The 13,043-nt window shown below is 65.4% G+C and carries 11 protein-coding genes and 1 other RNA gene; 4 read left to right on the forward strand and 8 right to left on the reverse strand.

The features are described 5' to 3' along the window. The 5 genes from L3V85_RS12035 to gyrA form a co-directional block, all read right to left on the reverse strand. The gene (locus L3V85_RS12035) at positions 1-891 is read right to left on the reverse strand and encodes a prephenate dehydrogenase (RefSeq protein WP_237679430.1); all 891 of its coding nucleotides are present in this window, start codon (positions 889-891) and stop codon (positions 1-3) included. 19 nt (positions 892-910) lie between these two features. Next, a complete protein-coding gene (gene pheA, locus L3V85_RS12040) occupies positions 911-2,035 on the reverse strand; it encodes a prephenate dehydratase (protein ID WP_237679431.1) in 1,125 nt (374 codons plus the stop codon). 29 nt (positions 2,036-2,064) lie between these two features. After that, positions 2,065-3,132 carry a 3-phosphoserine/phosphohydroxythreonine transaminase gene (gene serC / locus L3V85_RS12045; protein ID WP_237680548.1) on the reverse strand — a complete coding sequence of 356 codons (1,068 nt, stop codon included), beginning with the start codon at positions 3,130-3,132 and terminating at the stop codon, positions 2,065-2,067. A 69-nt stretch (positions 3,133-3,201) separates the two neighbouring features. After that, positions 3,202-3,777: a DUF2059 domain-containing protein gene (locus L3V85_RS12050; RefSeq protein ID WP_237679432.1), complete on the reverse strand. Its 576-nt coding sequence runs from the start codon at positions 3,775-3,777 to the stop codon at positions 3,202-3,204. Next, complete coding sequence (gene gyrA / locus L3V85_RS12055) at positions 3,774-6,419, reverse strand: DNA gyrase subunit A (RefSeq protein WP_237679433.1); 2,646 nt, start codon at positions 6,417-6,419, stop codon at positions 3,774-3,776. The genes L3V85_RS12050 and gyrA overlap by 4 nt, the downstream gene beginning before the upstream one ends. Positions 6,420-6,643: 224 nt before the next feature. On the opposite strand from gyrA, the gene ompA reads away from it, so the two are divergent. The 4 genes from ompA to ssrA all read left to right on the forward strand — a co-directional run bounded on the left by ompA (position 6,644) and on the right by ssrA (position 9,208). Beyond that, complete coding sequence (ompA, locus tag L3V85_RS12060) at positions 6,644-7,294, forward strand: outer membrane protein OmpA (protein ID WP_237679434.1); 651 nt, start codon at positions 6,644-6,646, stop codon at positions 7,292-7,294. Between the two features lie 129 nt (positions 7,295-7,423). Continuing rightward, positions 7,424-8,143, forward strand: a complete 720-nt coding sequence (gene ubiG / locus L3V85_RS12065; RefSeq protein WP_237679435.1) for a bifunctional 2-polyprenyl-6-hydroxyphenol methylase/3-demethylubiquinol 3-O-methyltransferase UbiG — start codon at positions 7,424-7,426, stop codon at positions 8,141-8,143. Further along, positions 8,140-8,811, forward strand: a complete 672-nt coding sequence (gene gph, locus L3V85_RS12070) for a phosphoglycolate phosphatase (protein WP_237679436.1) — start codon at positions 8,140-8,142, stop codon at positions 8,809-8,811. The genes ubiG and gph overlap by 4 nt, the downstream gene beginning before the upstream one ends. Positions 8,812-8,823: 12 nt before the next feature. Then, positions 8,824-9,208, forward strand: a transfer-messenger RNA (tmRNA) gene (gene ssrA, locus L3V85_RS12075). 54 nt (positions 9,209-9,262) lie between these two features. On the opposite strand, the gene L3V85_RS12080 is transcribed toward ssrA, so the two are convergent. Genes L3V85_RS12080 through L3V85_RS12090 form a run of 3 tightly spaced genes read right to left on the reverse strand, consistent with a single transcriptional unit; the run spans position 9,263 to position 13,039 of the window. After that, positions 9,263-10,153, reverse strand: coding sequence for an NAD(P)-dependent oxidoreductase (locus tag L3V85_RS12080; protein ID WP_237679437.1), 891 nt, complete (start codon positions 10,151-10,153; stop codon positions 9,263-9,265). Between the two features lie 9 nt (positions 10,154-10,162). Continuing rightward, the gene (locus tag L3V85_RS12085) at positions 10,163-11,611 is read right to left on the reverse strand and encodes an aldehyde dehydrogenase family protein (protein WP_237679438.1); all 1,449 of its coding nucleotides are present in this window, start codon (positions 11,609-11,611) and stop codon (positions 10,163-10,165) included. A gap of 24 nt (positions 11,612-11,635) precedes the next feature. Next, the gene (locus L3V85_RS12090; protein ID WP_237679439.1) at positions 11,636-13,039 is read right to left on the reverse strand and encodes an amidase; all 1,404 of its coding nucleotides are present in this window, start codon (positions 13,037-13,039) and stop codon (positions 11,636-11,638) included. Between the last annotated feature and the right edge of the window lie 4 nt (positions 13,040-13,043).

The raw sequence follows: 13,043 nt of genomic DNA on the forward strand, positions 1-13,043 counted from the left end.
TCAGTTGTCCTGCTGCAGCGACGAGGTGTCGGTCGCCGGCTTCCAGGCAGCGCGGGTCTTGCTGGCGGCGGCAATGGCTTGCTCCAGCCCCTGCAGGTCGCCCGCGGTCATCAGCGTTTCGAGGTCTTCGAGCGCCTTGCGGAAGGCCTGCGACTGCTCCAGCACCTGTTGGCGGTTGGCCAGCAGCACGTCGCGCCACATGACCGGGTCGCTGGCCGCGATGCGGGAGAAATCGCGGAAACCCGGGCCCGCGAGGCTCAGGAAGCGGTCGCCCTGCGGCTGGCTGGCGATGGCGTTGGTGTACGCGAAGGCCAGCAGGTGCGGCAGGTGGCTCACGGCGGCGAAGGCGGCGTCGTGCTCTTCGTGCGTCATGGTGACCACGTGCGCGCCGATGCCGCTCCACACCTGCGAGGCCCGCTGCACGTTGGAGCGCAGCGTGGTCTTCACCGGCGTCAGCACGACCTGGCGGCCATTGAAGAGCGAGGCCTCGGCGTGCTCGATGCCCGACAGCTCCTTGCCTGCGATCGGATGCGCCGGCACGAAGTTGGCGAACTGGCGCTGCAGCCCGTTGCGGGCGGCCTCGATCACGTCGCCCTTGGTCGAGCCGACGTCCATCACCAGCGTTTCGCTCGCGATGCCGTGGCGGATGGCCTTGAAGGTGGCTTCCGATGCAGCCACCGGCACCGCCAGCAGCACGATGTCGGCGCCCGACACCGCCAGCAGCGCCGAGGGCGCCGCCACGTCGATCACGCCTAGCTGGCGTGCCCGCTCGGTGGTGGAGGGCGACTTGCTGTAGCCCACCACGCGTTTCACCAGCTTCGCGCGCTTGAGCGCGAGCGCGAAGGAGCCGCCCATCAGGCCGCAGCCGATCAGTCCCAGTTGTTCGAACATCTGTGTGTCTGCCCGCCGCTCAGGACTTGACGGGATAGGCGCCCAGCACCTTGTAGAAGGCGCAGAGTCCGCGCAGTTCGGCCAGCGCCGCGGCCACGTTGGGCTGCGAGGGGTGGCCGTCGAGGTCGATGTAGAAGTAGTACTCCCACTGGCCGGTGCGCGCGGGGCGCGACTCGAAGCGGGTCATCGACACGTTGTTCGCCTTCAGCGGCACCAGCAGGTCATGCACCGCGCCGGGCCGGTTGGGCACCGAGACGATCAGGCTGGTGCAGTCGCGGCCCGAGGCCGGCGGCATGGCCAGCGTCTGCGGCAGGCAGATGACGGAGAAGCGGGTGCGGTTGTACGAGTCGTCCTGGATGGCGTGCGCTACGATGTGCAGGCCGAAGCGGGTGGCGGCGCGTTCGCCGGCCAGCGCGGCCCAGGCCGGGTTGGTGGAGGCGAGGCGGGCGCCTTCGGCGTTGCTCGACACGGCGCGCCGTTCGGCGTTCGGCAGGTGCTTGGACAGCCAGGTCTGGCACTGGGCCAGCGCCTGCGGATGGGCCAGCACGGCTTCCACGCCTTCGAGCGAGTTGCTGCTGCGCAGGAGGTGGTGGCGCACCAGCAGGCTGACTTCGCCTACGACATGGGTGGGCGAGTGCAGGAAAAGGTCGAGCGAACGCGTGACCACGCCTTCGGTCGAGTTCTCGACGCCGACCACCCCGTACTGGGCGCTGCCGGCGGCCGTGGCGTGGAACACCTCGTCGAAGCTGGCGCAGTAGATCAGGTCGGCGGCGCCGCCGAAGTAATCGATGGCGGCCTGTTCGCAGAAAGTGCCTTCGGGGCCGAGAACGGCCACGCGCTGGGGCGATTCGAGCGCCAGGCAGGCCGACATGATCTCGCGCCAGATGGCCGCCACATGGAGGTCCTTGAGCGGACCTCCGTTGCTCTTCTGCATCTTGTCGATGACCTGCGCCACGCGATCGGGGCGGAAGAACGGCGTGCCCTCGCGCTTCTTGACCTCGCCGACCAGCTCGGCCACATGGGCCCGCTCATTGAGCAGGCTGAGCAGTCGCTGGTCGAGCGAGTCGATCTGCACGCGCAGATCGGCCAGGCTTTCGGAGTTATCGGAAGGAGAGGAGGGTGGTGTGGGGGCGGAGGCGGTCATCGGTGCGAGCAACTGAGCGGAGCATGCGCCTAGGCATGCGATCGCTCGAATTCTCGCATGTAGCCCACGAGTGCCTGCACCCCTTCCAGCGGCATGGCGTTGTAAATGCTGGCGCGCATGCCGCCGACCGACTTATGGCCCTTGAGCTGCAGCAGCCCGGCTTCGCGCGCGCCGGCCAGGAAGGCCTCGTTGCGGCCTTCGTCAGCCAGGAAGAACGGCACGTTCATGCGTGAGCGGCAGCCGGGGTCGATGCGGTTGGCGTAGAAGTCGGAGCCGTCGATGAAGTCGTACAGCAGCTTCGCCTTCGCGATGTTGCGCTGCTCCATGGCCGCGACGCCGGTGAACTCGCCTTCCTTCTGTTGCAGCAGCCACTGGAACGTGAGCCCCGCCATGTAGATGCCCCAGGTCGGTGGGGTGTTGTACATGGAGTTGTTGTCGGCCACGGTCTTGTAGTTGAACGCGCTGGGGCAGATCTCGAGGGCGTGGCCGAGGAGGTCGTCACGCACGACGACGATCGTCAGGCCGGCCGGGCCGAGGTTCTTCTGCGCGCCGCCGAAGGCCAGGCCCACGCGGCTCCAGTCGACGCTGCGCGAGGCGACGTGCGACGAGAAATCGATGACCAGCGGGGCATTGCTGCCGAGCGCCGCCAGGTCGGGCAGCTGCTGGAATTCGATGCCGTTGATGGTCTCGTTGGAGCACACATGCACGTACGAGGCGTCCTTGGACAGCTGCCAGGTCGCGGGATCGGGCAATCGGGTGTGCTGGTCGTCGGCGTTGCTAGCAATCACGCGCGCGGTGCAGTAGCGCTGCGCTTCCTTGTGCGACTTGGCGCTCCAGCTGCCGGTGATGACGAAGTCGGCGGTCTTGCCGCGCGACAGGTTCAGCGGAACGATGGCGTTCTCGCCGAGGCCGCCGCCCTGCATGAACAGGACGTGGAAATTGGAGGGCACGGCCAGCAGCGTGCGGATGTCGGCTTCGGCCTGCGTGCAGATCGAGCCGAATTCCTTGCCGCGATGGCTCATTTCCATCACGCTCATGCCGCTGCCGTGCCAGTCGAGCATTTCGGAGGCAGCGCGTTGCAGCACCGCCTCCGGCATGGCAGCCGGACCGGCCGAAAAGTTGTAGGGGCGCTTGCCGGCCGGCGTCTGCTGCTGGGTCACGTTGCTTTACTTCTTGGCTGGTGCCTTGGCCGGAGCCTTGGCGGCGGGAGCCTCGGTCGGAGCGCCGAGGGCCTTGGCGACGTTTTCGTCGAGTGCGCGCATCTTGGGTTCGATGGTGGCGCGCGTGTCGGCCACCAGCTTTTCCGTGAGAGCGGTCTGCATCTTCGGGTTCAGGTCCTGGTACTTCTTGCTCAGGGGCGAGTTGATCCAGGCCAGCAGTTGCTTGAGCTCGTCTTCGCTGAAGTTCTGCTCGAGCAGGGGGGTCAGGGCGCCAGGAGCCAGTTGCACGGCCTTGTCGCGCACGATCGGGTAGGCGTCGTCGAAGTACTTCTTCAGCTCTGCGTCGGCGGCCTTGGCGGCTGCTTCACGCTTGGCTTCCGGCACCTGCGTCTGCAGGTACTGCGAACCCGCCTGTGCGATCGGAGCGCTCGATTGCTCGACCAGGCCGCGCGCCAGCGATTCGATGCCGGGGCGCTGGATGTCGATGAACTGCTTGATGAGCGTGGCCTTGTCCTGGGCCATGACGGCCATCGAACTGCTAGCCAGGGCGACCGTCAGAAGTGCGAGTTTGATTTTTTTCACTGAGGATTCTCCGTTGAAGATGAGGAAGTATCGTCCGCGTCAGGCTCGGTTTCGCCATTTGCGTCGTTTTCGACGATACGTTGCAGCCCGCTGAGTTTGGCGCCTTCGTCGAGCCCGATCAGCGTGACGCCTTGCGTCGCACGACCCAGTTCGCGAATTTCGGCAACCCGCGTGCGTACAAGCACGCCCTTGTCGGTAATGAGCATGATCTCATCATCCGAATGCACGAGTGTGGCGGCAACGACCTTGCCGTTGCGCTCACTCTGTTGAATCGCGATCATGCCTTTGGTTCCACGGCCGTGGCGCGTGTATTCCGTAATGCTTGTGCGTTTTCCGTAACCGTTTTCGGTCGCGGTGAGCACGCTCTGCTGCTCGTCCTCGGCCACCAGCATGGCGATCACGCCCTGGCCCGCCTCGAGCGACATGCCGCGCACGCCGCGGGCATTGCGGCCCAGCGGGCGGACGTCTTCCTCGTCGAAGCGCACGGCCTTGCCGCCGTCGCTGAAGAGCATCACGTCGTGCTTGCCGTCGGTGAGGGCGGCGCCGATCAGGTAGTCGCCTTCATCGAGGTTCACGGCAATGATGCCGCCCTTGCGCGGGTTGTTGAACTCGTCGAGCGCGGTCTTCTTGACGGTGCCCATCGAGGTCGCCATGAACACGTACTGGTCGGCCGGGAAGTTGCGCTTTTCACCGGTGAGGGCAAGCGCGACGTTGATCTTCTCGCCTTCCTGCAGCGGGAACATGTTGACGATGGGCCGGCCGCGCGAGCCGCGTGAACCTGCCGGCACTTCCCACACCTTGAGCCAGTACAGCCGGCCGCGGTTCGAGAAGCACAGGATGTAGTCGTGCGTGTTGGCGATGAAGAGCTGGTCGATCCAGTCGTCGTCCTTGGTGGCGGTGGCCTGCTTGCCGCGGCCGCCGCGCTTCTGGGCACGGTACTCTCCCAGCGGCTGGCTCTTGATGTAGCCGCTGTGCGAGAGCGTCACCACCATGTCGGTCGGGGTGATCAGGTCTTCGGTCGAGAGGTCGTAGGCGCTGTGCTCCACCAGGCTGCGGCGCGCGCCGATCTTCGACTGGCCGAACTCCTGCTTGATGGTGCCCAGCTCTTCGCCAATGATGGTCGAGACGCGCTCGGGCTTGGCCAGGATGTCGAGCAGGTCGTCGATCTCGGCCATGACGTCCTTGTACTCGGCCACGATCTTGTCCTGCTCGAGGCCGGTCAGGCGCTGCAGGCGCATCTGCAGGATTTCCTGGGCTTGCGTGTCCGACAGGCGGTAGAGGCCGTCGCCCCCCATGCCGTACTCGCGCTCGAGGCCCTCGGGGCGGTAGTCGTCGGCGTTGATCACGCCGCCGTCGGCGCGCGAGCGCGTGAGCATTTCGCGCACCAGCTTGCTGTCCCAGCTGCGGGTCATGAGCTCGGCCTTGGCGACCGGCGGCGTGGGCGACTCGCGGATGATGCGGATGAACTCGTCGATGTTCGCCAGCGCCACCGCCAGGCCTTCGAGCACGTGGCCGCGTTCGCGTGCCTTGCGCAGGTTGAAGACGGTGCGGCGCGTGACCACTTCGCGGCGGTGCTGCAGGAAGACCTGGATCAGGTCCTTCAGGTTGCACAGCTTGGGCTGGCCGTCGACCAGCGCCACCATGTTGATGCCGAAGGTGTCCTGCAGCTGCGTCTGCTTGTAGAGGTTGTTGAGCACGACTTCGGGCACTTCGCCGCGCTTGAGTTCGATCACCAGTCGCATGCCCGACTTGTCGGACTCGTCCTGGATGTGGCTGATGCCTTCGATCTTCTTTTCGTGCACCAGCTCTGCCATGCGCTCCTGCAGCGTCTTCTTGTTGACCTGGTAGGGGAGCTCGTCGACGATGATCGCCTGGCGCTGGCCGCGGTCGATGTCCTCGAAGTGGCACTTGGCGCGCATCACGACCTTGCCGCGGCCGGTGCGGTAGCCGTCCTTCACGCCGTTGATACCGTAGATGATGCCGGCGGTGGGGAAGTCGGGCGCCGGCACGATTTCCATCAATTCGTCGATGGAGGCCTCGGGGTTGCGAAGCAGGTACAGGCAGGCGTCGACGACCTCGTTCAGGTTGTGCGGCGGAATATTGGTGGCCATGCCGACCGCAATACCGCCGGAGCCATTGACCAGCAAATTGGGCAACTGGCTCGGCAGCACTTTCGGCTCTTTTTCGGAGCCGTCGTAATTGTCCTGAAAGTCGACAGTTTCCTTGTCGATATCGGCCAGCATTTCGTGCGCAATTTTGGCCAGCCGGATTTCCGTATAACGCATTGCGGCCGCGTTGTCTCCATCGACCGACCCGAAGTTGCCCTGGCCGTCGACCAGCATGTGGCGCATGGAGAAGTCCTGGGCCAGCCGCACGATGGTGTCGTAGACCGACTGGTCGCCGTGCGGGTGGTACTTACCGATCACGTCGCCGACGATACGGGCCGACTTCTTGTACGGCCGGTTCCAGTCGTTGTTGAGTTCGTGCATCGCGAAGAGCACGCGGCGGTGTACCGGCTTGAGGCCGTCACGGGCGTCGGGAAGCGCTCGGCCGACGATCACGCTCATGGCGTAATCGAGATAGCTGCTACGCATTTCCTCTTCAAGACTGATGGGCAGGGTTTCTTTTGCGAAGGAGGTCATGAGCGAGGTGCTGGCGGCAGGAAGGCGAAATTTTACGCTGTGAGGGGTGTCGCACCGCCGCAACACAAGGCGTCTATTCCGCCTCCGTCCTACGCTTCGGGGGCGTCCAGCGGCCTGTTTGCCAAAGACCCTATGGCACAATCGCCTCAACGTTTTGGGTGGTGGTCACTTAAAGCGTCCTTGATTCGCAGCGCGGCTGCGGCTTTTTCCCCAAGAGGAGAACCATGAAGAAACTGAATAAAGTGGCGATGATGTTTGCAGTCGCTGCGCTCGCCACTGCCGCCGGCGCGCAGACCCGTGTCACCGCTGCGGACGGCGGTCCTACGATCGACAACTGGCAAAACGGCACCGGCGAACTGGTTTGGAAGAACGGCACGAACGAACTGTGCTGGCGCGATGCCAACTGGACGCCCGCAACGGCTGCCGCTGGTTGCGACGGTGCTCTGGTTCCTGCCGCTCCGGTCGCTGTGGCTCCGACGCCTGTCGCTCCGGTTCCCCCGACGCCTCAGCAAGTCGCCGCTTCGAAGGTGACCTTCGCTGCTGACGCCTTCTTCGACTTCGACAAGTCGGTTCTGAAGCCCGAAGGTCGCGCGAAGCTGACCGATCTGGTCGAGAAGATCCGTGGCGTCAACCTCGAAGTGATCATCGCTGTGGGCCACACCGACTCGATCGGTACGGTTCCCTACAACCAGCGTCTGTCGGTCCGTCGCGCCGAAGCTGTCAAGGCCTTCCTGGTCTCGAAGGGCATCGAACGCAACCGCGTCTACACCGAAGGCAAGGGCAAGTCGCAGCCTGTGGCTGACAACAAGACCAAGGAAGGTCGCGCCAAGAACCGTCGCGTGGAAATCGAAGTGGTCGGCACCCGCGCCAACTAATCAATCGATTTCATCGATCATGAAAACCCCGCTACGGCGGGGTTTTTTTATGCCTGTTGAATTAGTGCCTGCTCATTCGACAAAGCCTGCCCGGTGTTTACCGGGCATTGCTCGTTTCATAATCGCTGTATGACAGAAAACGTGAATGCCGATCCGGCCGAACTGGCCAAGTTTTCAGAACTGGCCCATCGCTGGTGGGATTTGGAAAGCGAATTCCGCCCGCTGCACGAAATCAATCCATTGCGTCTGGAATGGATTGACGGTATTGCGCCTATATCGCAGCGCCGAGTGCTCGATATCGGCTGCGGCGGTGGCATCCTGGCCGATTCGATGGCTCGCAAGGGCGCGGAAGTGCTGGGTATCGACCTGGCCGGCAAGGCGCTCAAAGTGGCGCAGCTTCATGCACTCGAAGCAGGCACGCGCAGCGTGAAGTACCGCGAGATCAGTGCCGAGGCACTGGCCGCTCAACAGCCGGGCAGCTTCGATGTCGTCACCTGCATGGAAATGCTCGAGCATGTGCCACAACCGGCTTCGGTGATCCAGGCCTGCGCCGCGCTGGTCAAGCCGGGCGGCTGGGTGTTTTTCTCGACCATCAACCGTAACCTGAAGTCCTTCATGCTGGCTATCGTGGGCGCCGAATACGTGCTCGGCATGCTCCCACGCGGGACGCATGAATATGCGAAGCTGATCCGCCCCAGCGAACTGGCGGCCTATTGCCGCGCCGCCGGGCTCGACCTGCGGCACACCCGTGGCATGGAGCACAACCCGTTGACGCGCCGCTACTGGCTCAGCGGCGACACCAGCGTCAACTACATGTTCGCCACCCAGAAGCCGGGTGCTCCAGCATGAGCGGCGTCTCGAAGACTCAGGCCGTGCTGTTCGACCTCGACGGCACGTTGATCGACAGCGCACCCGATCTGGGAGCCGCAGCCGACAAGATGCGCACCGATCGCGGCCTGGCGTCCTATCCGCTCGAAAGATACCGACCGATGGCGGGTGCCGGCGCACGGGGCATGCTCGGCGTGGCCTTCGGCATCACCCCTGAGTCGCCCGAGTTCGACGAACTGCGCGAAGAGTTCTTCGTGACTTATGAGCGTCGCATGCTGCTCAACACGCAGGTGTTCGACGGCGTCCAGGCGTTGATAGAGGCGCTGCGCGAGCAGGGCTTGCTGTGGGGCGTTGTCACCAACAAATCGATGCGATTCACCGATCCGCTGACGCGCGCCATCCCGCTCTTCGAGACCGCAGGCGCGGTGATCAGCGGCGACACCACGCCGTTCGCCAAGCCGCATCCCGAGCCGCTGCATGAGGCCGCACGCAGGCTCGGCGTGCCGTCAGAAGCCTGCATGTACGTGGGTGACGACGAGCGCGACATCATCGCGGGCCGCGCAGCGGGCATGCGTACGGTTGCCGCGACCTACGGCTACATGGGTTCGCAGGCAGATTCGGCCCTCTGGAAGGCCGACGCATCAATATCTTCGCCCATGGAGCTCTTGAAGTTACTCAATAGCGCCTAAAATGGTTCTCTTGGGGCTGCACTGGTTTCGACGTGGGTTCGGAGTCGCAGCGGGGCATGTCGAGCTGAATGCGCTCGTAAAACAGATTCAAACAAACTAACTGCAAACGACGAACGTTTCGCACTCGCTGCTTAATTGCCAGTGAGCCTTGCAACAGTTGGCCGATGGGCTGGGCAAGGGGGTCTGGAGCAATCCTGACCTCCCGGCTGCAAGGATAATTACATGGGCTGGCTTCGATCCGGGTACCTTGGGTCGAGGCGAGAAAATAGGGTGCTGGCGTCCGGTTTAGCGTGTGACTGCGCGGTTCCGGAAGCGAGACTTAAATCAGATCACTAAACATGTAGAACTGCGCGATGAAGGCTTGCGGACGGGGGTTCAAATCCCCCCAGCTCCACCACATTCTTCACGCAACCCAAGTCCGGCAAGATCACGGACTTGGGCAATCTGGCAATCAGCGCAACGCTTCGACCAGATCCAGCACCATCCGGTCCGGACCGAACTTCTCCACGCCTTGCGTCAGCAGCGCATCCACGGCCTGCGCGATGCCATGTCCGGCTGACGCCTGTTCCGCCATGTCGTTGTAGTAGCCCAGGTCCTTCTTGGCGTTGGCCATCGAGAACTTCAGCGAGTCGGTGCCGCCCGTCAGCAGCTTGGGCTTGACGCGTTCCAGCGCCACGCCGTTGCCGCCGCCCTTGGCCAGCACGTCGACGAACACATCGGGCTTCACACCAGCGCGCTCCGCGCAGGCCGCCGCTTCGCACAGCAGTGCCACGGTGCCCAGCGACACGAAGTTGTGCAGCAGCTTCATCGCATGACCGGCGCCGATGCCACCCACGTGCGTGATGTTCTCGGCAAAGCAGCGCAGCAGCGGCAGGCACGAGGCCAGCACCTCGGCATCGCCACCCACCAGCAGGTTCAGGCGGCCTTCGGCGGCTTCCTTGGCGGTGCGGGTCATGGGCGCGTCGATGAACTTGCCGCCCTTGGCACTCACAGCCTCGGCCACCTTGGCGGTGGAGGCGGGCACGGCCGTCGAACAGTCGATCACCACCGTGCCGGGCCGCAGGGCGGTGAGCGCGCCCTTGTCGCCGAGCATCACAGCTTCCACCTGCGGCGTGCCGGTGACGCACAGGATCAGCACGTCGACCTGTGCCGCGAGCGCGGCCACGTCCTTCACCGACGTGGCGCCTGCCTTCAGCAGGCCGTCGATGGGCTGGTTGCCCGCATGTTCAAGCACCGTCAGCTGGTGGCCGTGCTTGACGATGTTGCTGGCGATGCCGTGGCCCATCAGGCCGACGCCGACGAGGCCGACCTTGCGCGGCGTTTGCTGTTCAGTGGTTGTCATGTGTTGTCTTCATCCGTGCTTGATTGCGATGGTCTTGAGGGTCGTGAATCCGAGCAGGGCCTCGAAGCCCTTCTCGCGGCCGAAGCCGCTGGATTTCACGCCGCCGAAGGGCAGTTCTACACCACCCGCCGCACCGTAATTGTTGACGAAGACCTGGCCGCAGTGCAGCTTGTGCGCCATGCGCAACTGGCGCGCGCCGTCGCGGGTCCATACGCCGGCCACCAGGCCGAAGTCCGTGCCGTTGGCCAGGCGCACCGCCTCTGCTTCATCGGCAAAGGGCATCACGACCAGCACGGGGCCGAAGATCTCGCGCTGCGCGAGGTCGCTGTCGTGCGGCACGTCGCGGAACAGCACGGCTTCCTGGTAGTAGCCGGCGGAAGACGCATTGGGCGACACCGTACCGCGTGCCGCCACCTTCAGGCCCGCGGCCTCGGCCGTCGCGACCATGTCGCGCACCTGGCGGAACTGCTTTTCGTTGATGAGCGGGCCCATGTCCAGGTCCTCGGAGGGCGCCCCTGCGCGCACGGCCGCGAAACGCTTGGCCAGCCGCGCGACGACCTCTTCGTAGACCGACTGCTCCACCAGCACGCGGCTGCCCGCGGAGCAGGTCTGGCCCGCGTTCTGGATGATGGCGTTGAGCAGCACCGGCTCTGCCGCGTCGAGGTCGGCGTCGGCGAACACGATCTGCGGCGACTTGCCGCCCAGCTCCAGCGTCACCGGGCAGTGGCGCTCGGCGGCGGCCAGGCCCACGCTGCGGCCGGTCATGGTCGAGCCGGTGAACGAGATGTGATCGATGCCCGGGTGCGCGCACAGTGCCGCGCCGGCTTCCTTGCCGTAGCCCGTCACCACGTTGAGCGCGCCGGCCGGGAAGCCGACTTCGGTCGCGAGTTCGGCGAGCCGCAGCAGCGACAGGCTGGCATCCTCGGCCGGCTTCACCACGCAGGCGTTGCCCGCTGCGAGCGATGCGCCCACGCTGCGGCCCGCGATCTGCATCGGGTAGTTCCAGGGAATGATGTGGCCCGTCACGCCGTGCGGAATGCGCACTGTCAGCACTGTGTAGCCGCGCTCATAGGGCAGGGTGTCGCCGTGCAGCTTGTCGCATGCGCCGGCGTAGTACTCCATGTAGCGGGCCAGCGCGGTGGCGTCGTTGCGTGCCACGCGCAGTGCCTTGCCGGTGTCGCGCGCCTCGAGCTGGGCCAGCTCTTCGTGGTGCTCCATCACGGCGGCGCCGAGCTTGGCGAGCAGCCGGCCGCGCTGCAGCGCGGTCATCTCGCCCCAGGGGCCGTCGAAGTTGTCGCCCATGGCCTGGCGCGCGGCGCGCACGGCGGTGTCGATGTCGGCGGTGGTGCCGCGTGCGATCTCGCCGAATTTCTGGCCGTCGCTCGGATCGATCACGTCGATGGTGGCGTTGCCTTCGGACGCCACGCGGCGGCCGTCGATGAAGTGGGTGGCGGTCATGGTGTCATGTCTCCTTGTGGCGGATCACTTGGGTTCCGGCCAGGGTTTCTGTGCTTCGCGGATCTGCTCGAAGGCGCGGCTGAACTGCAGCACGCCCAGGTCGTCGAAACGGCGCCCCGCGATCTGCAGGCCGATGGGCAAGCCTTCGGCCGAGTAGCCGCAGTTGATCGAGGCGGCCGGCTGCTCCGACATGTTGTAGGGCACCGTGAAGCCGATGTGCTCCAGCGGCCGCATCGGGTCGTTGGTCGGCGAGGCGTGGTCGGCGGGCGCCGGCAGGTTAGGCGACACCGGCGAGATCACGAAATCGTAGGCCTTGGTGGCCGAGATGGTGGCCGCGCGCGTGGCGACGAACTGGCTGTAGGCGTCGAAGATGTGCGCGCCCGAAAAGCCGGCGGCGCTCTCGGCCCAGTCGCGGATGTACGGCAGGATCTTCGCGCGCTGCTCGGCCGTCATGGCCTGCATGTCGAGGCACGAGCGCATGCGCCAGAAGTGGTCCATGCCCTGCAGCATCTTCGGCGTCATGAACGCCGGGATTTCCTCGACGTGCGCGCCGGCGGCCTCGATGCGTTTCGCCGCGCGGCGCACCGCTTCGGCGATCTGCGGATCCAGCGGCAGGCCACAGCCTGCGTCCATGTGCAGCGCCACGAGCTTGCCCTTGATGAACGACGGGTCGACCTCGAAGGCGTTCCAGTCGATGACCGGCGGCGGCAGTTCCGAATAGTCGCGGTCGTCGGGCTGTGCCATCGACGCCATCATCAGCGCCGAATCGGCCACGGTGCGCGTCATCGGCCCGGCGCAGCGGCCCATGTAGGGCGAGCTCAGGGGGATGCGGCCGAAGCTGGGCTTGAGCGTGTAGATGCCGCACCAGCTGGCGGGCAGGCGCAGCGAGCCGCCGATGTCGGTACCCACGTGCAGCGGGCCATAACCGGCGGCAGCCGCCGCGCCTGCGCCGGAGCTGGAACCGCCCGGCGTGCGCGAAAGATCCCACGGGTTGCGCGAAAGCTCATGAAAGCTCGACAGCCCCGACGACAGCATGCCCAGGTCGGGCATCGTGGTCTTGGCCACCAGCACCGTGCCGTCTTCCTTCAGGCGGGCGGCGGGCGGCGAGTCGTAGCTCATCGGCACGAGCTCGTAGGCGGCGGTGCCCAGCGGCATCGGATCGCCCTCGGTCGCGAGGTTGTCCTTGATGGTCACTGGCACGCCATCGAGCGTGCCGCGCGGCTTGCCGGCCAGCCAGCGGGCCTCGGAGGCGCGCGCCTGCTCCAGCGCGAGTTCGGGCCGGAACAGCCAGGTCGCGCGAAGCTCGGGTTCGTACGCGGCGATGCGTTCGTTCACCGAGCGCGCCACTTCCACCGGCGACAGCTCCTTGGCGGCGTAAGCCGCGTGCAGCTCCTGCACGCTCAGCGAATAGAGGGGCTTCGTCGTCATCGCA

Origin of the sequence: Variovorax paradoxus (assembly GCF_022009635.1) — a bacterium.
GTDB lineage: Bacteria > Pseudomonadota > Gammaproteobacteria > Burkholderiales > Burkholderiaceae_C > Variovorax.

Excerpts from the sequence above, each read along its gene's own strand:
- L3V85_RS12035 (WP_237679430.1), bottom strand. The coding sequence starts at position 891 with ATGTTCGAACAACTGGGACTGATCGGCTGCGGCCTGATGGGCGGCTCC.
- pheA (WP_237679431.1), bottom strand. The coding sequence starts at position 2,035 with ATGACCGCCTCCGCCCCCACACCACCCTCCTCTCCTTCCGATAACTCC.
- serC (WP_237680548.1), bottom strand. The coding sequence starts at position 3,132 with ATGCCGGAGGCGGTGCTGCAACGCGCTGCCTCCGAAATGCTCGACTGG.
- gyrA (WP_237679433.1), bottom strand. The coding sequence starts at position 6,419 with ATGACCTCCTTCGCAAAAGAAACCCTGCCCATCAGTCTTGAAGAGGAA.
- ompA (WP_237679434.1), top strand. The coding sequence starts at position 6,644 with ATGAAGAAACTGAATAAAGTGGCGATGATGTTTGCAGTCGCTGCGCTC.
- ubiG (WP_237679435.1), top strand. The coding sequence starts at position 7,424 with ATGACAGAAAACGTGAATGCCGATCCGGCCGAACTGGCCAAGTTTTCA.
- gph (WP_237679436.1), top strand. The coding sequence starts at position 8,140 with ATGAGCGGCGTCTCGAAGACTCAGGCCGTGCTGTTCGACCTCGACGGC.
- L3V85_RS12080 (WP_237679437.1), bottom strand. The coding sequence starts at position 10,153 with ATGACAACCACTGAACAGCAAACGCCGCGCAAGGTCGGCCTCGTCGGC.
- L3V85_RS12085 (WP_237679438.1), bottom strand. The coding sequence starts at position 11,611 with ATGACCGCCACCCACTTCATCGACGGCCGCCGCGTGGCGTCCGAAGGC.
- L3V85_RS12090 (WP_237679439.1), bottom strand. The coding sequence starts at position 13,039 with ATGACGACGAAGCCCCTCTATTCGCTGAGCGTGCAGGAGCTGCACGCG.